Source organism: Bradyrhizobium sp. SMVTL-02, from assembly GCF_051853005.1.
Classification (GTDB): Bacteria; Pseudomonadota; Alphaproteobacteria; order Rhizobiales; family Xanthobacteraceae; genus Bradyrhizobium.
On the sequence record NZ_CP182469.1, the window covers coordinates 445,389 to 466,170 of the forward strand.

At 65.5% G+C, this 20,782-nt stretch carries 16 protein-coding genes and 1 pseudogene; 8 read left to right on the forward strand and 9 right to left on the reverse strand.

Annotation, left to right across the window (positions count from 1 at the left end):
* Positions 1 to 487: 487 nt before the first annotated feature.
* The 3 genes and pseudogenes from ACNJYB_RS02135 to ACNJYB_RS02145 form a co-directional block, all read left to right on the forward strand.
* Positions 488 to 601: pseudogene (locus tag ACNJYB_RS02135) on the forward strand (ABC transporter permease); the annotation flags it as partial.
* Positions 598 to 2,334 carry an L-arabinonate dehydratase gene (gene araD / locus ACNJYB_RS02140; protein ID WP_439372483.1) on the forward strand — a complete coding sequence of 579 codons (1,737 nt, stop codon included), beginning with the start codon at positions 598 to 600 and terminating at the stop codon, positions 2,332 to 2,334. The pseudogene ACNJYB_RS02135 and the gene araD, both read left to right, overlap by 4 nt.
* Before the next feature lie 122 nt (positions 2,335 to 2,456).
* Complete coding sequence (locus ACNJYB_RS02145; protein ID WP_439372484.1) at positions 2,457 to 3,176, forward strand: ribonuclease activity regulator RraA; 720 nt, start codon at positions 2,457 to 2,459, stop codon at positions 3,174 to 3,176.
* 158 nt (positions 3,177 to 3,334) lie between these two features.
* On the opposite strand, the gene ACNJYB_RS02150 is transcribed toward ACNJYB_RS02145, so the two are convergent.
* From ACNJYB_RS02150 to ACNJYB_RS02165, 4 genes are all read right to left on the reverse strand, one after another.
* Entirely contained in the window at positions 3,335 to 5,434 is a 2,100-nt protein-coding gene (locus ACNJYB_RS02150) for a S9 family peptidase (RefSeq protein ID WP_439372485.1), read from the reverse strand.
* Positions 5,435 to 5,662: 228 nt separating this feature from the next.
* Complete coding sequence (locus ACNJYB_RS02155) at positions 5,663 to 6,850, reverse strand: pyridoxal-phosphate-dependent aminotransferase family protein (RefSeq protein WP_439372486.1); 1,188 nt, start codon at positions 6,848 to 6,850, stop codon at positions 5,663 to 5,665.
* Between the two features lie 105 nt (positions 6,851 to 6,955).
* A complete protein-coding gene (locus tag ACNJYB_RS02160) occupies positions 6,956 to 7,678 on the reverse strand; it encodes a thermonuclease family protein (protein ID WP_439372487.1) in 723 nt (240 codons plus the stop codon).
* A gap of 149 nt (positions 7,679 to 7,827) precedes the next feature.
* On the reverse strand, positions 7,828 to 9,555 hold the full coding sequence (locus ACNJYB_RS02165; protein ID WP_439372488.1) for a hypothetical protein: 1,728 nt from the start codon (positions 9,553 to 9,555) through the stop codon (positions 7,828 to 7,830).
* 421 nt (positions 9,556 to 9,976) lie between these two features.
* Between ACNJYB_RS02165 and ACNJYB_RS02170 the strand changes: the two genes are divergently transcribed.
* Positions 9,977 to 10,828, forward strand: a complete 852-nt coding sequence (locus ACNJYB_RS02170; protein WP_439372489.1) for a caspase family protein — start codon at positions 9,977 to 9,979, stop codon at positions 10,826 to 10,828.
* 130 nt (positions 10,829 to 10,958) lie between these two features.
* On the opposite strand, the gene ACNJYB_RS02175 is transcribed toward ACNJYB_RS02170, so the two are convergent.
* The 3 genes from ACNJYB_RS02175 to ACNJYB_RS02185 form a co-directional block, all read right to left on the reverse strand.
* Positions 10,959 to 11,849 carry an efflux RND transporter periplasmic adaptor subunit gene (locus ACNJYB_RS02175; RefSeq protein WP_439372490.1) on the reverse strand — a complete coding sequence of 297 codons (891 nt, stop codon included), beginning with the start codon at positions 11,847 to 11,849 and terminating at the stop codon, positions 10,959 to 10,961.
* Between the two features lie 427 nt (positions 11,850 to 12,276).
* A complete protein-coding gene (locus ACNJYB_RS02180) occupies positions 12,277 to 13,401 on the reverse strand; it encodes a lactonase family protein (protein WP_439372491.1) in 1,125 nt (374 codons plus the stop codon).
* Positions 13,402 to 13,524: 123 nt separating this feature from the next.
* A complete protein-coding gene (locus ACNJYB_RS02185; RefSeq protein WP_439372492.1) occupies positions 13,525 to 13,662 on the reverse strand; it encodes a hypothetical protein in 138 nt (45 codons plus the stop codon).
* Positions 13,663 to 13,808: 146 nt separating this feature from the next.
* On the opposite strand from ACNJYB_RS02185, the gene ACNJYB_RS02190 reads away from it, so the two are divergent.
* The 3 genes from ACNJYB_RS02190 to ACNJYB_RS02200 all read left to right on the forward strand — a co-directional run bounded on the left by ACNJYB_RS02190 (position 13,809) and on the right by ACNJYB_RS02200 (position 16,445).
* Positions 13,809 to 13,985 (forward strand): hypothetical protein, encoded by a 177-nt coding sequence (locus tag ACNJYB_RS02190; RefSeq protein ID WP_439372493.1) that lies wholly within the window; start codon positions 13,809 to 13,811, stop codon positions 13,983 to 13,985.
* 85 nt (positions 13,986 to 14,070) lie between these two features.
* Complete coding sequence (locus ACNJYB_RS02195; RefSeq protein ID WP_271580850.1) at positions 14,071 to 14,193, forward strand: hypothetical protein; 123 nt, start codon at positions 14,071 to 14,073, stop codon at positions 14,191 to 14,193.
* Positions 14,194 to 14,345: 152 nt separating this feature from the next.
* Entirely contained in the window at positions 14,346 to 16,445 is a 2,100-nt protein-coding gene (locus ACNJYB_RS02200; protein WP_439372494.1) for a methyl-accepting chemotaxis protein, read from the forward strand.
* A gap of 92 nt (positions 16,446 to 16,537) precedes the next feature.
* Here the strand turns inward: ACNJYB_RS02200 and ACNJYB_RS02205 are convergent, their stop codons facing one another.
* The gene (locus tag ACNJYB_RS02205) at positions 16,538 to 16,897 is read right to left on the reverse strand and encodes a hypothetical protein (protein ID WP_439372495.1); all 360 of its coding nucleotides are present in this window, start codon (positions 16,895 to 16,897) and stop codon (positions 16,538 to 16,540) included.
* Between the two features lie 363 nt (positions 16,898 to 17,260).
* Here ACNJYB_RS02205 and ACNJYB_RS02210 point away from each other — a divergent pair, with 363 nt between their 5' ends.
* Positions 17,261 to 17,776: a Spy/CpxP family protein refolding chaperone gene (locus ACNJYB_RS02210; protein WP_439372496.1), complete on the forward strand. Its 516-nt coding sequence runs from the start codon at positions 17,261 to 17,263 to the stop codon at positions 17,774 to 17,776.
* A gap of 200 nt (positions 17,777 to 17,976) precedes the next feature.
* On the opposite strand, the gene ACNJYB_RS02215 is transcribed toward ACNJYB_RS02210, so the two are convergent.
* Positions 17,977 to 20,640: a bifunctional diguanylate cyclase/phosphodiesterase gene (locus ACNJYB_RS02215; protein WP_439372497.1), complete on the reverse strand. Its 2,664-nt coding sequence runs from the start codon at positions 20,638 to 20,640 to the stop codon at positions 17,977 to 17,979.
* Positions 20,641 to 20,782: the final 142 nt, after the last annotated feature.

Below are 20,782 nucleotides of genomic sequence, written 5' to 3' on the forward strand. Positions count from 1 at the left end.
GGACAAGGCCGCGTTCGCGCCCTTCACCCCGTCGGCTATCCGGCGGGAGATCTCGCAGAACGTCCAGATGGCGGCATCGGGAACGCAGACGCTGGCAACCAGCATCGGTGCTGTCTCCGGCGCCATTGCAGAAACCAACCGCTCGCCCGACGACGTGATGGGGGCCGCGAACCAGGTATCGGGCGTGGCCGAACGCCTCGCCACCGAGGCCCGGGCCATCTCTCAGGCTGTGCACCGGTCCGGTGGACCGGCGCGACGGCGACGATGCCGATGATCGCGGCCGGAAAGGCGACTGCGTGGTTTAACGCAGAGCAGCATTAAGCCACCGGCCGCGGGCTCGTTCGAACCTCTCCCGCTTGCGGGAGAGGTCGCGCCGAAGGCGCGGGTGAGAGCTTTCTCCTCGTGGGGAGTCTCACTGCGGAAGCGCACCCTCTCTCCAACCCTCTCCCTCAAGCGGGAGAGGGAGCCCACGTCTGCCGTCTCGCTCAAGGCGGTCTTCGCCGGGCTCTTGACGGTGATCATCATCGGGCTCTTTGTCGAGAACCTGATCTTCCGCGCAATCGAGCGGAACACCGTCCAGAAATGGGGCACGCAGTCATGACCAAGAAGAAAACACCCGATCAGCTCCGCAGCGCGCGCTGGTTCGCGCCCGACGATCTCCGCTCGTTCGGCCATCGCTCCCGCACCATGCAGATGGGCTACGCGCCCGAGGAGTGGAAGGACCGCCCGATCATCGCGATCCTCAACACCTGGTCGGACGCCCAGCCCTGCCACATGCACTTCAAGTCGCGCGTCGACGATGTCAAGCGCGGCATCCTGATGGCCGGCGGCCTGCCCCTGGAATTGCCGGCGCTGTCGCTGTCGGAATCGCTGCTCAAGCCCACCACCATGCTCTATCGCAATTTGCTCGCGATGGACGCCGAAGAGCTGCTGCGCAGCCATCCCGTCGACGGTGTCGTGCTGATGGGCGGCTGCGACAAGACCACGCCGGCGCTGCTGTTGGGCGCGACCTCGATGAACATACCGGCGATCTACCTGCCGGCAGGTCCCATGCTGCGCGGCAACTGGAGGGGCAAGACGCTCGGCTCCGGGTCCGACGGCTGGAAATACTGGGACGAGCGCCGCGCCGGAAAGATCTCGGAAAAAGACTGGCTCGACATCGAAGCCGGCATCGCCCGCAGCTACGGCACCTGCATGACCATGGGCACGGCTTCCACCATGACCGCGATTGCTGAGGCGATCGGCATGACCCTGCCCGGCGCCTCCTCGATTCCGGCTGCCGACGCGAACCACATCCGCATGGCCTCTGAATGCGGCCGCCGCATCGTCGAGATGGTCTGGGAGGATCTGACGCCGAAGGTGATCCAGACCCGAAAAGCCTTTGAGAACGCGATTGCGGTCGCGATGGCGATGGGCTGCTCCACCAATGCGATCATTCATCTCATCGCGCAGGCCCGCCGCGCCGGGCAGGACATCGGGCTCGACGATTTCGAGATCGCCAGCCGCAAGGTGCCTGTCATTGCCAACGTGCGGCCGAGCGGCGATGCCTATCTTATGGAGGACTTCTTCTATGCCGGCGGCCTGCTGGCGCTGATGGGGCAGATCAAACAGCATCTGCATCTCGACTGCGTCACGGTAACAGGCAAGACGCTGGGCGAGAACATCGACGGTGCCGAAGTGCACAATGCCGACGTGATCCGCTCGGTCGACAATCCCATCTACAAGGAAGGCGCGCTCGCGGTGCTCAAGGGCAATCTCGCGCCTGACGGCTGCGTCATCAAGCCGAGTGCCTGCGTGCCGCGCTTCCTTAAGCATACCGGGCCGGCGCTGGTGTTCGACGACTATCCTTCGATGAAGAAGGCGGTCGACGATCCCGATCTCGACGTCACCGAGGATCACATTCTGATCCTGCGCAATGCCGGGCCGCAAGGTGGCCCGGGCATGCCGGAATGGGGCATGCTGCCGATCCCGACAAAACTCGTGAAGCAGGGCGTGCGCGACATGGTGCGCATCTCGGACGCGCGCATGAGCGGCACCAGCTACGGCGCCTGCATCCTGCACGTCTCGCCCGAATCCTACATCGGCGGCCCGCTGGCGTTGGTGCAGAACGGCGACCGCATCACCCTCGACGTCGCAGCCCGCACCATCAATCTCGATGTGCCCGAGGCAGAGCTCGAAAAGCGCCGCGTCGCCTGGAAGCAGCCCGAGCGCCGCTTCGAGCGCGGCTATGGCTGGATGTTCACCAAGCACATCAAGCAGGCCAATGACGGCTGCGACTTCGACTTCCTGGAGACGGATTTCGGCGCGCCGATTGGCGAGCCGTCGATTTACTAGCAACCTGTCATTCGGGGGCGCCGCGAAGCGGCGAGCCCGGAATCCATAACCACGATCGGGAGTATGGATTGCGGGCCCATCGCTTCGCGATGCCCCGGAATGACGAGAAAAGAGAGCACTACATGTCAAAACTTTCCGAAGCCACCCGCAACAAGCTCAAGTCCGTCTCCACCGCCACGGTTGCCACCGCGCTGTTCAAGCGCGGCCTGCGCATCCAGATGATCCAGGATGTGCATCCCGTCGGCCCCGGCCAGCCGACCATGGTCGGCGAGGCCTTTACGCTGCGCTACATGCCGGCGCGCGAGGACCTCAACACCATCGACGTCTTCAAGGACCGCTCGCATCCGCAGCGCAAGGCGGTGGAGGATTGCCCGCCTGGCGCGGTGCTGGTGATGGACAGCCGCAAGGATGCGCGTGCGGCCTCGGCCGGCGCGATCCTGGTGACGCGGCTGATGAAGCGCGGCGTTGCCGGCGTCGTCACCGACGGCGGCTTTCGCGATTCCGCCGAGATCGCCAGGCTCGGCATTCCCGCCTACCATCATCGCCCGAGCGCACCGACCAATTTGACGCTGCACCAGGCGATCGAGATCAACGTCCCGATCGGCTGCGGCGACGCGCCGGTGTTTCCCGGCGACGTCATCCTCGGCGATGCCGACGGCGTCATCGTGATCCCCGCTCATCTCGCCGACGAGATCGCCAGCGAAACCTTCGAGATGACCGCGTTCGAGGACTTCGTCACCGAGGAAGTCGGCAAGGGCCGCAGCATTTTCGGTCTCTATCCGGCGACCGATCCGCAGACGCTCACCGATTTTGCGGCGTGGCGGAAGAGGAACGGGAGGTAGTCACTTCGCCTCTCCCCGCGTGCGGGGAGAGGCCGGAATGCGCGCTGCAAGCGTGGATTCCGGGCGAGGGGGCTCTCCGCGCAGTCCGTCTCTCACCGTGATTGCGGAGGCAGCCCCTCACCCCGACCTCTCTCCGTAAGAAACGGGGGAGAGGGAGATCAGGCCTCCGCCATTCCCGCCGCCCACAGCGCGAACGCATAGACGATCGCGACTTCATCGAGCCGGTCGAACCGCCCCGACGCGCCGCCATGGCCGGCGCCCATGTTGGTGCGCAGGAGAACCGGGCCGCCGCCTTTCATGGTGGCGCGCAGGCGCGCGATCCATTTGGCGGGCTCCCAATAGGTGACGCGCGGATCGGTCAGGCCGCCCATCGCCAGGATCGCCGGATAGTCCTTCGCCGCGACATTGTCGTAGGGCGAGTAGGACAGGATGGTGCGAAAATCCTTCTCGCTCTCGATCGGGTTGCCCCATTCCGGCCATTCCGGCGGGGTCAGCGGCAGCGTGTCGTCCAGCATGGTGTTGAGCACGTCGACGAACGGCACCTCGGCGACGATGCCGGCGAACAATTCGCCGGCGCGGTTGGCGACCGCGCCCATCAGCATGCCGCCAGCCGAGCCGCCATGGCCGACGATGCGTTTCGCGCCGGTATATTTCGCATCGACCAGCGCGCGGGCGCTGGCGGCGAAATCGTCGAACGTGTTGGTCTTCTTCTCGCGCTTGCCGTCGAGATACCAGCCCCAACCCTTGTCGGCGCCGCCCCGGATATGGGCAATGGCGTAGACGAAGCCGCGATCGACCAGCGACAGGCGGTTGGCGTTGAAGGAGGCGGGCATCGCCATGCCGTAGGAGCCGTAGCCGTAGAGCAGCAGCGGCGCCGTACCGTCGAGCTTGAGCCCGCGGCGATGGAGAATCGAGACCGGAACCTCGGCGCCATCATGCGACTTCGCCATGATGCGCGTGGTGACGTAGTCGGCCGCGTTATGGCCTGACGGAATCTCCTGTCGCTTGCGCAGGGTGCGCGTGCGCCTGACCATGTCGTAGTCGTAGACTTCCGACGGCGTCGTCATCGACGAATAGGCAAAGCGCAGATTCGTCGTCTCGAATTCGTAGGAGCCCATCGTATCCAGCGAATAGGCCGCCTCGTCGAAGGCGATGGCGTGCTCTTCCTTGCTCGCGAGATCGCGGATCACGATCGACGGCAGCGCATTGGCGCGCTCCAGCCGCACCAGGTGGCCGGCATAGAGATCGAGATCGATGATGTAGATGCCGGGACGATACGGGATCAGGTCGCGCCAGTTCGCCCGCTCGGGCGAGCCAAGCGGCGCGGTGACGATCTTGAAGTCGATGGCGTCGTCGGCGTTGGTGAGGATGAACAGCTCGTCGCCGCGATCGGCGAGCGAATATTGCACGCCTTCCTCGCGCGCTGCGACGAGGCGCGGCGGCGCCTCGGGATTTGCGAGATCGATCAGCCGCTGCTCGCTCGTCTCGTGGTCGCCGCCCGCGATCACGCAGAACCGGCCGCTGGTGCTCTCGTGCAGATGGGTGAACCAGCCGGCATCCTGCTCCTCGTAGACCAGCGTATCGTCGGCCTGCCTGGTGCCGAGCTTGTGTCGCCACACTTGCATCGGCCGGTGATTGTCGTCGAGCTTCACATAGAAGAAGCTCTTGCAGTCGGCGGCCCAGACCACCCCACCGTCGGTCTCCTCGACGAGATCGTCGAGATCCTTGCCCGTGGCCCAGTCGCGCACGCGGATCGAGAAATATTCCGACCCCTTGGTGTCCGCGCTCCAGGCCTGCAGCTTGTGATCGTACGAGTGCCGGCTGCCGCCGAACTTGAAATATTTGTGGTCTTTTGCGAGCGCATCGCCGTCGAGCACGATCTCGCCCTCACCGCCGTCGCGCGGCATGCGGCCGAACAATTCGTGCTGCCCGCCTTCGCGGAACCTGCGGAAATAGGCAAACGGCCCGTCCGGCGACGGCACGCTGGAATCGTCCTCCTTGATTCGTCCGCGCATCTCGCCGACCAGCGTCTTCTGCAGCGCCGCGGTATGGCCGAGCAGGCTCTCGGTGTAGACGTTCTCCTCGTCCAGATATTTGCGGATGTCCGGATCGAGGACCTTGGGGTCGCGCAGAACCTCTTGCCACTTCGCGTCCTTCAGCCAGGCATAATCGTCGGTCACGGTGATGCCGTGCCGCGTGAAGGAATGCGGCCGGCGCGGGGCGACGGGGGGCTTCGAAGGTGTGTCGGCTTGTGTCACTCGGTCCTCGTTCAGGTACGTGTCGCGGCGTCGCCCTTCTTCACCTCTCCCCGCCTGCGCCCCCTTGCGGGAGAGGATGGCTCGCCGCGGAGCGGCGAGACGGGTGAGGGTATCTGTCCGCAAGCCCAACTCGCTCTTGCGTTCGCGGAAACAACCATCCGGCGCTTCGCGCCACCTTCTCCCACAAGGGGAGAAGGAAGAATAAGCGAGGCCCTTCGCAGAGACCCCTTACGCCGCCACCTCCTCACCGAGATACGCGACCGCTGCTTCCAGTCCGCCCTTGCCGTGCGGGATCTTCAGCGCATTCAATCCGATCTCGATCACGCCGAGCGTGCCGAGCAGCATCGGCGCATTCACATGGCCCATATGGGCGATGCGGAAGGCCTGTCCGGAGAGGTCGCCGATGCCGGTGCCGAGCACGACGCCGCACTTGTCCTTGCAATAGCGTTGCAGCACTGCGGGATCGTGGCCGTTGTTCATGGTCACCGTGGTCACGGTGTTGGAGCGCTCGCTCGCCTCCGCAACGTTGAAGCCGAGCACCTGGCCTTCCGACCACATCGCGACCGCGCGGCGCGCGGCTTCGCCGAGCAGGCTGTGGCGGCGAAAGGCGTTTTCCAGCCCTTCCTCGTGCAGCATGTCGATCGCCTTGCGCAGCGCGAACAGCAGATGCACCGGCGCGGTGCCGGCATATTTGCGATAGTTCTCGGTGCCCTCGCGCTCGCTCCAGCTCCAATAGGGCGTCGACAGATCGGCCTTCCTTTGCACCTCGAGCGCGCGCGCATTCGCCGCGACGAAGCCGAGGCCGGGCGGCGTCATCAGGCCCTTCTGCGAGCCGGACATCGCGACGTCGACGCCCCATTTGTCCATCTCGAATGGCATGCAGCCGAGCGAGGCAACGGTGTCGACCATGTAGAGCGCGGGATGGCCGCTCGCCTTGATCGCCTTGCCGATCGCCTCGATGTCGTTTTGCACCCCCGATGCCGTGTCGACCTGGACGACGACGACCGCCTTGATCTTGTGCTCCTTGTCGCGGCGCAGGCGTTCCTCGACCTCGTGCGGCCGCACCGCGCGGCGCCAGTCGCCCTTGAGCACCTCGACCTCGGCGCCCATCAGCGCCGCCGCATTGCCCCAGCCGATCGCGAAGCGGCCGCTCTCCAGCACCAGCACCTTGTCGCCGCGCGACAGCACGTTGCTCAGCGCCGCTTCCCAGGCGCCGTGACCGTTGGCGATGTAGATGTAGGACTTGCCCTTGGTCGCAAACAGCTTCGAGATGTCTGCGAGCAGCGTATCGGTCAGCTCGTGCATCTCCCTGGAGTAGATGTCGATCGCCGGACGATGCATCGCCCGCAGCACCTCGTCGGGCATCGTGGTGGGCCCGGGGATGGCCAGAAATTCCCGGCCCGCGCGAACGGTCATTGCTGTCGGTCCTTGTTGCTTGAGAACAGGATGGTGTCGTTGATTCACGCTTTTACGTGGCGCTGGGAGCCAGGAAAAGCCCGGAAAACGCAGGTCTGAACTGGGTTATCTCTTGGTCTCGCGGCAACCGGCGGCTTCCGCCTCTTCCACCGAGCAGAACCAGCGGGTGCCCTTGCTGATCTTCATCTTGATCTGGGTGTACCAGCGGCTGGTCGGCTGGTGATAGATGCACTCCCCGGCGCTGTTCACATTGCCCTTGATGGTGCAGTCGGGCGAGGGCGCGACCGGCCCCGAGGCCGAAGCGAGCAGCACGGCATGCGCGCCCTCCGGCGGCTTGGTGGCGCCCAGGATGGCGGTTTTCTTGTTGCGCACGCGCCAGTCCCAGGGCGCGATGAAGGCGCCCTGCCACATGCCGGCTTTTGCCTCGCGCGCGGCGACTTCATCGGGTTCATAGTCCTTGGAGACGCGGGTGTAGGCCAGTGCCCAGCCGTTGCGCACCAGCCATTTCTGGATGTCCTCGCCGCCGACCTCGCAGCGCGCCACGGTGCGGCCGCGCCGGTCGATCGCGCGGGTGTGGCAGACCCAGGTCTTGCCTTCGGTGTATTTGGCGAGCTCCTCGCGCGCCGCCACGCCACAAGTCCAGCGCTCGCTCTTGGTGTTGAGACAGAGCTGGTCGGACGACGGCGCGTCGATGCCGCCGAGCCGGACCCGCGTATTGCCGATCACGACCGAATCGCCGTCGCGGACCTTTGCCGTGCCGGTGATGTCGGCGGCCTGGGCGAGCGACGGGGCGAGCAAGGACAGCGCAATCAGGAATTTTCGCAGCATGCCGGTCCGGTGTTCAGGAAATCTCGATAAGCCGCGCAATTGTGGTCGGCTTTTGGCCGCGCGGCCAGCATCCGCCTAACGGACGGGCTTTCAACTTCCCGTCATTGCGGCTCTCTCTTACCCTTCCCTGGAGCGGGAGGGTAAGATGATCACCCCCGCGCCATCGCCCGCTTCGCCACCGCCAGCCCCATCAGCACGAAGGCCGAGGTTACCTCCGGGCCGCCGACCAGGATCCGCGTCGGCGTCTTCATCTTGTTCCATTCATAGGCGCGGAACGGGCCGCGGCGGCCGCCCTCGCCGATGGCATCGATGATGACGTTCAGCGCCGGTGCGAAGGCACGCGGGTCGGCGCCGAGATGGCCGAGCGCGATCAGCGCCAGTGCGGCGTCGAACACGTTCATCTCCGCGCCCATCAGCTCTCCCTTGACGTAGGTGAGCACGCGGTGGCGGATGAAATCGAAATCGCCGTCCGGATCGATCGCCGCCTGCGCCGCCAGCGGCAGCGCCAGGAACGCCGCATAACAGCGGCCGAAATAGGCGCTGTAGAGCTCGGGCAGATAATAGATGTGCGAGCGCGGATTGGCGAAGGCGCCGCTCGCTGCCAGCCGCTTCTGGAAGCCGATGATCCGCTGCACCGTGGCGAGCCGTGTCGGTGTTTCCAATATTTTCCAGCGCGTCAGGTTGCGGAAGCTCACCTCGAGAATGTCGAGATTGAGCGTCGGATCGAGATCGTTGCCGTAGGGCCGCTCGCCCTTGAGATTGTCGATCCAGGTGGCGACGCCGCCTTCATAGTCGATATTGTCGTTCAGCGGCACGGTGACGCGCGGCGCGTTGACACCCGCACGCACCTGATAGCCGCTGTAGAAGTCGAGCAGCGGCTGGTCGATGATCGCATCAAGGCAGCCGGCCTGCGTCGCCGCGGAGATCGAGCATGCCGTGGTGTCGCAATCCGGCACGTAGACGCCGAAGCCGAGGTCCTGCTTGATCTGGGCGAAGAAGCGGGAAAAGCGCGGATGCGGCGCGGGCGCGAGCGCGGTGATGACGTTGAAGCGCGCGCCGCCCAAGCCCTCGACTTCCTCGCGGCTGATGTTGACGCAGAAATCGACCATGTCGGCGATGGCGCGCTCCGCAGCGATCTTGTCGCCCGGCGAGGCGAGCCCGGTCTCGACATAGCCGAGCAGTGCCTCGATGAAGAACGCATCGTAATAGGCCGAGCGGTGGCGGATCTGCACCGGCTCCCACATCGGCTCGGCGATGCCTTTCCAGGGCGGATTGACCACGGCGCGCGCGTGCGAGCGCGCGATGAAGACGCGGGCGAAGTTGAACAGCAGGGAGGAGTTCTTGTAGCCGCGCGCGTTCAGCCCGGTCAGCGCCATGATCAGCTCGCGGCCGCGGCAGTCGGGGTCGCCGATCAGGTTGAAGGCGGCATAGGTCGGCAGGAAGCCGTTTCGGCGGTACGAGCCGAGCAGGTGCTGCGCGCAGTCGCGGATCACGGCGTCGATCTCAGCGGGCTGCGGCATGGTGCCGGTGAACATCGCCGGCGGCGGCTTCGGGTGATCGAGCGCGATGCTGTCGACGAGATCGGCCACGGGCTGGCCGACCGCCGCCCAATCCGGCTCGGCATCATCGCGGGCGCGCGTGAGCGCCTCGCGCAGCCGCGCGAGCCTCGTCTCGTCGCGCAGCTCGGGCAGTCCGGCCCGGCGGAGCAGCATCCGCAGCGCGGGATTGCCCAGCGCGGTCTTATAGAATTTTGCCAGATGCGGATCGCCGCTGGTGCTGGCCGCCAGCACGGGATCGCAGACCTCATAGAGAGAGGGACCGTCCTTCCGCGCCGTCAGCGCCCGGCAGGCGGCGCCGGCAAAATAATGAAAGCTCATGAAATACCTGGTCGCGGGGCCTTGCCCGGAAGCGGGAGCGCGCACGCGTCCGCCCACCCCCCTGCAAGTCTTTGAAAAGCTACCCGGATTCGCAGGAAAAACAAATGTGATGGACGTCACGGACATAACCGGCCGAGGCCCGCACGATGAGACCCCCGGGAGGGGTACGGGGATGCCATAAACCGAGAAATTCGACCTGGAGAATTAGCAAATAGCTTCAGAGGCTTAGCTTAAATTTTGGACGATCTATTGCCGGCAGGGCGATATCCGGTTAAGGGTTTGTTTGGTGCGGCGCCGCAAATTGCGCGCAATTCGGGGGCGCTCCCCTGGCCGATCCCTCAAACCCAAAGACGCCATCGCGCTACTCAAACCAGTGTGCGCGCGCTTGGCCGGTCTTTGGCACTGACAGGAATGAACCGAGATGAATGTAAGGCAGCTCGACATTTCCCGACGCACCATCGCGGCGGCCGCAGCCCTCATCGGCACGGTCTCGCTGGTGATCGGCGCCCATGCTGCCCTCAACATGCGGGCGCTCGATGCCGCCAAGGCCGTTACGACCGACCAGATCACCGGCTCGGTCGGCCAGACCTCGCGTCTCGCCCTCGTCATCGGCAATGGACATTATCCCGACGCCAGCGCGCCGCTGACGCAGTCGATCAACGACGCCCGTGCGCTGTCCTCGTCGCTGCGCAAGAACGGCTTTGACGTCGACATGGTGGAAGACGCGACCAGGGACGACATGGTGCGCGCCGTCAATCGCCTGAAGTCCCGGATCAAGCGCGACACCGTCGTCATGCTGTTCTTCGGCGGCTTCGGCGTGCAGGCGGGGCGCGAGAGCTACATGCTGCCGGTCGATGCCGTGATCTGGAAGGAAAGCGACGTCCGCCGCCACGGCGTCTCCATCGAGGGCGTGCTCGAGATGATGAAGGAGCAGGGCGCCAAGGCCAAGCTCGTCGTCGTCGACGCCTCCCGCCGTAACCCCTATGAGCGCCGCTTCCGTTCCTACAGCCACGGCCTCGCGCCGATCAGCGCGCCCGAAAATGCGCTGATCCTGTCCTCGGCCTCGCCCGGCAAGGTCGTCGACGACGCCAACGGCGAGCACAGCGTGCTGGTCGGCGAGCTGCTCGGCAATCTCAATGCGCAGAGCGGCAGCGCCGAAGCCGTCTTCAACAAGACCCGCGTCGCCATCTCCCGCGCCTCCGAAGGCGGCCAGGTCCCGACCGTGTCGTCCTCGCTGCTCGAGGACGTGCAGTTCGGCGAAGCCGGCGGCTAGTTTTTCTTTCGGCAATCGCAGCTGCCTCTCCACCCTCATTGCGAGGAGCTCTTGCGACGAAGCAATCCAGGATTCCTCCCCGGACAGACTCTGGATTGCTTCGCTGCGCTCGCAATGACGATCGTGGCTGCTACTTCGCCGCTTCCGCGCTCGCCATCGCCGGGCGCACGGGGTCGCCTTCGCGCAGTAGCGCGCCGGCGCGGGCGACGACGACGTCGCCTTCGTTGAGGCCGTCGCGGACCTCGATATTGCCGCCCGACATCAACCCGATCTCGACGCGCTTGGTCTCGACGCGGTTGCGGCGGATCACCTGCACCACGGTTCCGGCGGACGAATATTGCACGGCGGTGAGCGGCACCGCGACGTTGCAGCTCTGGCCGGTCTTGATCAGCGCGCGCCCGCTCGCGTTCAGCAGCAGCCGCTTCTGCGAGGAGATGCCGATATAGACCATGCCCTGCTGGATGTTCGGCTCGACGGTCGGCCCGATGCGGCGCACCTTGCCTTCGAGGTCGCCGGCGCCGGCGATACGCACGCTCGCCGGCTGATTGACGGCGAGCTTGCGCACGTCGGTGGTCGCGACCAGGCCGACGAGATCGTATTCGCTGCGCGCCACGATGGTGAACAGCGCCTCGCCCCTGGCCGAGGCGAAATTGCCGATCTGGGCGGTGGAGGTGGCGATCACACCGGCCACGGGCGCGGTGACCTGAAGCGTGCCACCTTCGGGCAGCGCGAGGCGCGCCAGCACCTGACCGGCCGTGGTGGTATCGCCGGCTTCCGCCAGCACCTCCGTCACCTTCAGGCCCGGACGTTCGGGCCGCACCGAGCTTTCCTCGCGCGCGACGATGGTGCCGGTGGCCTCGACGATGTCGGAGAAGCAGGATTTTGCGACCTTGAGCACCGTGACCGCCGGCCCCTTGGGCGCATCGTCGTCGGCGGCAGGCGCGCCTTGCACGCCGAGGACGAACACTCCGGCGATGGCGGGAAACAGGCTTCGAACGACGGAACGGGGCAGACGGCGCATTGGAAATTCCACGGGGGCGATGCCTCCAACCGATAGCAGATGGCGGGAGCCCGGACTACGGCAGCGTTGTCTCGGAGCGGGGTGCCACGCCGCCCGGGCTGGCGCGGCAAGTCCTTGATTAGTCGCTGGATTGGGAAACAGGTTCGCTCCCGGCCAAGCCGGCCCCCAAGGGTGCCAAAGGGGACAGCTCAGCTCCGGCGATCGCCGAGCAATCTGCCCGTGGAAGTGTCGATCAGGTGCAGTCGCGTGCAGGCCGGGCACGCCACGGAGACGTGCGTGCGGTCGCCTGGCCCGTCCTCGAGCCGATGCTGCACGTTCATGCCGGTCTGCGGGCATTTGAAGAGGATATGGCGGTCCATGACCGCCATATGATGGCAACGCCGGGTCCTGCGAAATTGCGGATGATTACGTAGGTCCGTCGCGGCCCTCACGGCAGGCCCAAAAACTCCACCCAGTTCGGCTTCTTGCCGGTGGGGTAGGATTTCAGCCTGGCGAGCGCGCCGCTGCCCTGGTCGATCGCATAGACGGTCATGCCGTCGGAGAGTTCGCCGACCGCGGCAAGGTAGCGTCCGCCGGGATCGATGTTGAAGCCGCGCGGCTGCTTCTCGGTCAGTACGCTGCCGATCGTGGTCAGCTTCCCGCTAGACGCATCGACCTTGTAAGCGGCGATCGTGTTGGTGGTGCGCTCGGAGGCGTAGAGGAAGCGCCCGTCAGGCGTGATGTGGATGTCGGCGGCCCAGGGTTTTCCGGTGAACCCTTCAGGCAGCGCCGTGGTGCGCTGGATCTCGTCCCACGCGCCGCTCCTGGCCTCATAGGTGAACGCGGCGACATCGCCGTTCAGTTCGTGCAGGAGATACACGAACTTGCCATTGGGGTGGAACACGAAGTGCCGTGGCCCCGATTTTTCCGGCAGCTTGTAAGCCGGCGGATCGCTCGGCGTGAGCGCACCGGTGGTGGGCTCGAACGTAAAGCTCAGCACCTGGTCCGAGCCGAGATTGGTCGCGAACACGAAGCGGTTGTCGGGTGACGGCAGGAAGGCGTGCGCGTTCAGCCCGGTCGGGATCACCTGCGTCGGCGCGGCCACGACGCCGTTCGCTCCGAGCGGATTCACGGCGACCTTGCTGCCGCCATAGGAGGCGCTGAACAGCACCTTGCCGCCGCGGTCGGTGGCGATGTTCGCCATGCTGTCGGCGAGCGGTCCGTTGCCGACATGGCTGAGCTGGCCCGTCTTTTGGTCGATCGAAAAGCTCACCGCCTGGAATGGCTGCGAGCGGACGCCCGCAATCAGCACGCGGTGGTCGGGCGTGATCGCGAGCGGCGTCGAGGAGCCCGGTTTCTCCACGCCGGTGAAGGCGGCGGTCTGCACGGGTGTCATCTCGCCGTTCTCGGCCAGCTTGAACACGCTGATATCGTTGCTGTCGGCATTGCCGACATAGGCAAAAGTCTCGGCCATGCCGGCACGGGCTCCCAAAGTGAGGGCAAGAAAGGTGAGCGTGGTGGCGATCGCAGCGCGAGGTGTTCTGGCTGCGATGCAGCGTGTCGAACTCGACATGGGCGTTCTCCTCGGCACCAAGTGTTGCCGTTTTGCCGGAGAGGATAGCGGGCAGCCCGTTGCCGCACCAAATTCCAATTGAGATTGATCGATACCGGAATTGTATCGGTCGCACCGGTGCGGCTATCGCACCGCCGCCGTCAAATCGCGGGAGCGCAGATGCGGGCCGGCCGGGCGGTCAGGCGGCCCGAGCACGGTCCACACCGCGACCGCGAGCAGGGTGCAGGTCAGAAGCGTCCAGGCGACCAGTCGTTTCTGCATCAGCCCAAATCCCGTCCGTCAAATGCATGCGGCGACGCACGCAGCGACATCGTGCACTGCAACGGACGCCGCTTCTATGAACTCGTTCACAGGCGAGAACAGTGCGGGCGCAAGCGAACCAATGCCGCGCACAGGCATTAACGGGCATGCCCCGCGAAAACGATCTCGAAGGCAAGCCCGACATGGGCGGCAAGCATGGCGGTCAGGCCGGCCAGCCGAAGCTGCCGCCACGCCCGCATGAAGGGCCGCGCGATGAGGATGTCGTGGCAAAGCGCCACACCGGTGAAACCGACCGCCGCTCCCCGCCGACCAAATCAAAATAGCGCCTCGCCCGCGTCAGGAACGGCAGCCTCATCTTGCCGTTACCGTGATCCCGCAGGCGGAGGACGCCAATACGGAGGGTGGAACGTGTTTTGGATTTATTGGGACACCGCCTGGTCGATCATCATCAGCGGCATCATGTTCACGACGATCGTCACGCATCCCGACGCCGAGTTCGTCGAGATCCAGGCGGCCAAGCAGGTGAAATGAGCCGGTCCGGCTTCAGGCTTTCATCTCCGTAGCTCGGCTCGGTATTGGCAGGCATTCCCGTAGGCGGCCGGCGGGAGCGCATTTGGTGAACGGAATCTTAGGGAGCGCCCGGTATTTTTCTTCATCTTTTTGAGAAGAAACCGGCGCTCCCAATGGCATTGTTCGGCAATCCCTCCATTCGTTCCGTTCTCGGCGCCATCATCGGCGTCCTCGGCCTGTTCCTGGTCGGGCAGCTCGCAGCCGGTTTGTTGGGGGCCGTTGAACGCAACGGCGCCGCGCAGAAGGTCGAGCGTTTCGCCAGCACCGACCAGCAGCTGTTTGCGACCCTGCTCGGCTTCCGGCTCGAGCGCGGCACCTTCCTGTCGGCGCTGGTCGCGGACGCGCCGGCCAACGCCAACGCCGATAACCGCATCGCCACCAACCGGCAGTTGTCCGAAGCCGCCTACAAAAGCGTGCTCGAGCGTCTCGATGGCGTAGCCGATCCGCGCCTCGCCGGTGCGCTCGGCAAGCTCGTCGCGATCCATGACGCGCTCGTGCCGCTGCGGCCCAAGGCGGAAGCCGCCATTCACCAGGCCAAGGCGGAGCGTGATCCGAAGGTCGGCGACGAATTCCGCAAGGCCGCGCAGGACTATCTCGACGCGATCCTGGCCCTGACAAGCGAGATCGAGAACGCACTCAAGCTCACCGATCCCGTGGTCGATCATCTGCTCGCCGTGAAGCAGTCGGCCTGGGCCGCGCGCAATTTCGGCGGCCTCGTCGCCATCCGCCTGGAAACTGCGGCCGCGAGCGGCAAACCCTGGAGTGCCGCCGACATGGTCGGCGCCGCCGAGGACACCGGCCGCGCCAAGCAGGCCTGGAGCCAGGTGCTCGACGCAGCCGCGCGCGCCGATGCGCCGGCAAGCCTCACCGACGTCATCGCGCGCTCGAGGCAGGCCGACGCCGCTTCCATGGCCGAGCGCCAGCAGGGCTTCATCAAGGCCCTGAGCAACAACCAGACCATCGACATCAAGATCGAGGATCTGTCGAAGCTCAACACGGCCCTCCTCAATTCCACCGTCGAGGCTGGCCAGGCCGCGCTCGCCGAGATGGTCGCCCGTGCCGGGCAGCAGATGACGTCAGCGAGATGGAGCCTGGCGCTCAATGGCGGCATGATGCTGGTTGCGCTCGCCGTCACGGTGTTCGGCTTCATCCTCGTCAATCGCCGCGTCAGCACGCCGATCCGCAAGATGACGCAGGCCATGCGGCGCCTCGCCGAGCGCGATTATGCGATCGAGCTCGCCGGCATCGAGCGCGGCGACGAGATCGGAGAGATGTCGCGCGCGGTGGCCGTGTTCAGGGACAACATGATCACCGGTGACCGTCTCGCCGAGGAACAGGCCGCCGAGCAGGCAAAGAAGGAGCGGCGACAGCTCGCCGTCGAACGCCTGATCGAACAGTTCGAGAAGACCGTGACGGAATCGCTGCGCACGCTCGCCTCGGCCTCGGGCGAGTTGAACGCCACCGCGCAGTCGATGTCGTCGACCGCCGAGCAGGGTTCGTCCAAGGCCGCTTCGGTCGCAAGCCTCTCGGGCGATGCTTCCTCGAACGTTCAGACGGTGGCCGCCGCCACTGAGGAGCTCTCGGCCTCGATCAGCGAGATCAGCCGTCAGGTCGCCGAATCCTCCAGCATTGCCGGTGCCGCTTCGGCCGAAGCCGACCGCACCAATGCCGAGGTGCAGGCGCTGGCCGATGCCGCGCAGCGCATCGGCGACGTCGTCGCGCTGATCACGGGCATTGCCGAGCAGACCAACCTGCTCGCGCTCAATGCCACCATCGAGGCCGCCCGCGCCGGCGAAGCCGGCCGCGGCTTTGCGGTGGTCGCATCCGAAGTGAAGAACCTCGCCACGCAGACCGCGAAGGCGACCGAGGAGATCACCGGCCAGGTTGCCGCGATCCAGGGCGCGACCCAATCCTCGGTGACCGCGATACGGTCGATCGGCTCCACCATCCAGCGGGTCAACGAGATTGCGGCCGCGATCGCCGCCGCTGTCGAACAGCAGGGCGCCGCGACGCGCGAGATCGCACGCAACGTGCAGCAGGCCTCGCAAGGCACGAGCGAGGTCTCGCGCCACATCTCCGGCGTCTCGCAGGCCGCCGGCCAGACGGGCGCTGCCGCCGGCGAGGTGCTGGATTCCGCAAAAATGCTGGCGCGCCTGTCGGACGATCTCAAGCGCGACGTCGACCGCTTCGTCGGCGACCTCAGGGCGGCGTAGTCAACAGGTCCGTAGGGTGGGTTAGGTCACCTCACCGCAATCGTCGGTGCACCATGTGCGCCACGAACGGCCGCGGCATGCGCGTCCGGGTCTCACGTCATGCTGCCCGGGATGAAGCAGCGGATCATGGCGCGGCCGTTGACGTAGTAGGGCCAGACGAAGGGGCGGCCCGCGCGGTTCGGCTCGTTGATCACGGCATCATCAGGCACGGTGACCCACTGGCCGAGAAGACGCACGCGGTAGTGTCCGTCCAGCGTGTCCCAGTCGACGTCATCCAGCGCGGTGCCGTCGGCGTCGGCGCAGCACGGACCTCCAGCCTTGCTCTTCAGGCTTTCGAACCAGCCCTTGAGCGGAGAATTCGCGTAGCGGCCGTCGTCGCGGGCCTCCGCCGACAGGCCGATCATGGCGATCGCCGCCAGCAGAGGAATCATCCTGAAGGTCACGCTCACCATCTCGCCTCGCTCGATCCGCGCATGCGCGCAACAACGCAGGCGCCAGTCGCCTGCGATGCGTGTGACGTGATGCCGGCTGACGCTCGCCGGCCGAGGTTCCGGCCGGTTCAGCGGAACGATAACTACGATCCGCAGGGTTTGATCCTATTTTCCGGAAAGGGCCGATCGCCGCGCAATTGCAGGTGGAGAGATTGGCCTCACGCCGCCACCGCCTGCTTCCACGGCAGTTGCGTCAGCTTCGTCTTGCTCGGCCTGCGGGACACAATTTCTTCTCCAGGTCCCTTGATTTGAATCAATGTGACATCGCCCTGCCGACCATTCTTAGCGCTGGTGCCTGGGGGCTACTCACCTAGGAGGTCGCCGATGATGAAGATAGTCGTGATCGGAACAGCTGCACTCCTTCTTGCCGCACCGTCGATTGCCAGCGCGCAAGCTCCGTCCCCTTCGACGCCGGAACGGCTCAACGCAGTGGACCGGAATACATTGATCGACATGCGGATCGATTTGACCAAGGCCGCGTTGCAGCTGACACCTGACCAGGAAAAGCTCTGGCCGCCTGTCGAGAGCGCCATTCGTGCCAGAGCGGAGGATCGGAAGGCCCGTGTTGCGAAAATCTCGGAAACCGTGGGTCGACGGGCCGACCAAAATGCCGTCGAAACGATACGCAATCGTGACCCCATCGCCTTCCTGCAACGACGCTCGGAGGCATTGGCTCAACGATCAGCCGATTTGGATAAACTCGCCGAGGCATGGCAGCCACTCTACAAGACCCTCAATCCCGAACAGAGGCAGCGCATGGGGGCCCTCGCGGTCCTCGTCCTTCACGACATGAGCGATGTCGTGGAACGACGTCGTGCGCAGGCCGAGGATGAGGACTGAAGCAGGATGTTGATTCATACAAGCCGCGTGATGGTCTGAACCTGCGCGGCTAACTTTGAGTCTGGGGATGTCCCCTTTGTCAGGGTCGGCATTCCCAGGCCACATGCTGCTCGGTGCTATGTCGCGGCTGGGGCTGGCCGATCGTCTCGGGCGCTACAGGATTTCTCGAAACCTTGCCTTGCCCGAACAACCCTGCTGATCTAGGCCGCCGCCGCCTCCGCCGAGAGAAGCTGCTTCAGCTTCGCCGCCGGCACGGCCGGGCTGAACAGCCAGCCCTGCATCTGGCTGCATCCGAGCTGCCGCAGCACTTCGCGCTGCGCCTCGGTCTCGACGCCTTCGGCGGTCGTCGCCATGCGGCGGGCTGCGGCCATGTGCACCACGGCCTGCACGATCGGCGAGGAATCCTCGGGCTCGCCGATGTCGCTGATGAAGCTGCGGTCGATCTTGATCTTGTCGAAAGGGAAGCGGTGCAGATAGCTCAGCGACGAATAGCCGGTGCCGAAATCGTCGAGCGCGATGCGCACGCCGAGCTCGCGCAGCTGCTGCAGGATCGTCAACGCCTCCTCGTCGTCACGGATCAGCACGGTCTCGGTGATCTCCAGCTCGAGCCGTCCGGGCGCGAGGCCCGACTCGGCGAGCGCGGCTGCCACTTTCAAGGCCAGTGACCGCGACCGGAACTGCACCGGCGAAACGTTGACGGCGACGTGGATATTGCCCGGCCAGCTTGCAGCCTCAAGGCAGGCCTGTCTCAGGACCCATTCGCCGATCTCGCCGATCAGTCCGGTGTCTTCCGCGACCGGAATGAAATCGGCGGGCGAGACCATGCCGCGCTCGGCATGGCGCCAGCGCAAAAGGGCCTCGCAGCCGGTCACGACATTGGCGGTGAGATCGACCAGCGGCTGGTAGTGCACCTCGAACTCGCCGCGCGCGAGCGCCTGGCGCAGATCGAGCTCGAGCTGGCGCCGCCGCCGCGCCCTGGCGTCGTATTCGGGCACGAAGATGCGGCAGGTACCGCGGCCTTCCGATTTCGCCGCGTACATCGCGAGATCGGCGCGCTTGAGCAGATCGTCGAGATTGTCGCCGTGCTCCGGCGCGATCGCGATGCCGATGCTCGCGTCGGTCAAAACTTCCTGGCCCTTGCAGCTCACGGGCGTACGCAACGACGACAGGATCGTGTCCGCCAGCGCCGTCAGCTCGTCCTGATCGCTGGTGCCGGCCTTGACGATGGCGAATTCGTCGCCCCCTAGCCGCGCGACGAGGTCGTTGCCGCTGACGCACGCGCGCAGGCGGTTTGCGACCTGGCGCAGCAGCTCGTCGCCGACCTCGTGTCCCAGCGAGTCGTTGACGCCCTTGAATTCGTCGACGTCGATATAGAGGATCGCGAACGGCCTGCCCTGGGAAAGCTCCGCGACGCGGCGCTCCAGATGGCCGCGCATCAGCACGCGGTTGGGCAGGTCGGTCAGCGCGTCGTAATGCGCCAAATGCGCGATGCGTTCGGCGGCGCGGATGCGCTCGGTGACGTCGTCGTGTGTGGCGAGCCAGCCGCCGGCGGCGCTGGGCTGGTTCTTGATCTCGATCAGGCGGCCGTCAGTGGTCTCGACGATCGCGCTCTGGGTACGGCCGACATTGTCCAGTACGTCGTCACAATAGGCGTCGACGTCGCCGTGGAATGAGCCGGTGTTGTGGCGGTGCTGGATCACGTCGCGGAAATAGGCGCCTGGCTTCACCACGCCGGGGGACAGGCCATACATCTCGACGTAGCGCCGGTTGCAGACGATCAGCCGCTCGTCCTGGTCGAACATCAGGAGGCCCTGCGTCATCGTGTTCATCGCGGTGTCGAGCCGCTGCTTCTCGAGCGAAAGCCTGTCCGTCACCTGGCGGAAGATCAGGAACAGCGTCAGCACGAGCAGGCCGATCGACGTCACGCCAACCGTGACGAAGAATTTCGTCTGCGTGCGCCAGGTGGCGAGTGTCGCATCCAGCGACCTCGTCGCCACCACGACCAGCGGCTCGCCGGTCAGCAGGCGCGAGGCGACGATGCGGTCCTTGCCGTCGATCGGGCTCGCGAGCTGCGTCGTGACGAAGGTGCGCTCGAACACCGCCATCTGCTCCGGCGCGCCGGTCCGGAAATTCTGGCCGATCATCGCCTCCACATGCGGAATGCGTGCGAGGAGCTGGCCGTTCTGGTGATGCATCGCGATCGAGGAGTCCTCGCCCAGCCCGGTCGAGGCAAAGAAGGATTCGAGCTGTTCGGGGGTGATCGCGCGCGAGACGATGCCGAGGAATTCGCCGTGCGGGCCGGAGACGCGCCGCGCGAATACGATGGCCGGTCCGCTGCCGAACCGTCCGGGCACGACTTCCACCTCTTCCTGCAAGGTGGGATCATTCTTGAGCCGATTGAAATAGCTGCGGTCGGCAACCGAAATGTCGGCGACCGGCCATTGCCGCGACGAATTGATCAGCCGCCCGTTGGCGTCGAACAAATTCGCGCCGGCGACGTCGGACCAGCCGCTGGCCTTGGCGCGCAGCACCTCGTGCATGGCGAGCGTGCCCATCTCGCTGCGGAAGATTCCGGCGGACTCGATGCCGTGGCTTTCGAGCTCCGCGATGATGCTTTTCTGCAGCACCGCGAAATCCGCGAATTCCCGATCGAAGTGACGGGCGAGCAGCCGCACCGCGCTTTCCAGGCCGTCGCGGCCGCTCTCGATTGCGTTCTGCCTAAACCGGTCGACGGTGAGCGCGGTGCCAATGGCGGTCGCGGCCATCAGCACGAAGCCGCCGGCGATCAGCCATGTCAACGGCGCTCTGCGCCAGCGGCGCAGCAGCGCACGCGTCCGCGCGGTCCATCGGATCGATGTGCCCATCCAGCCCTCCCGTGGGATGCAAGATGCAGCAAAACCGACAAGACCGCGTTACCATTGAGGGTTAGAGAAATATGAATTGGAATAGAATCAGTGGGTTGGTTCCATCGCACGGAATACCGGGACCGTGGAGACCGTAGATGGG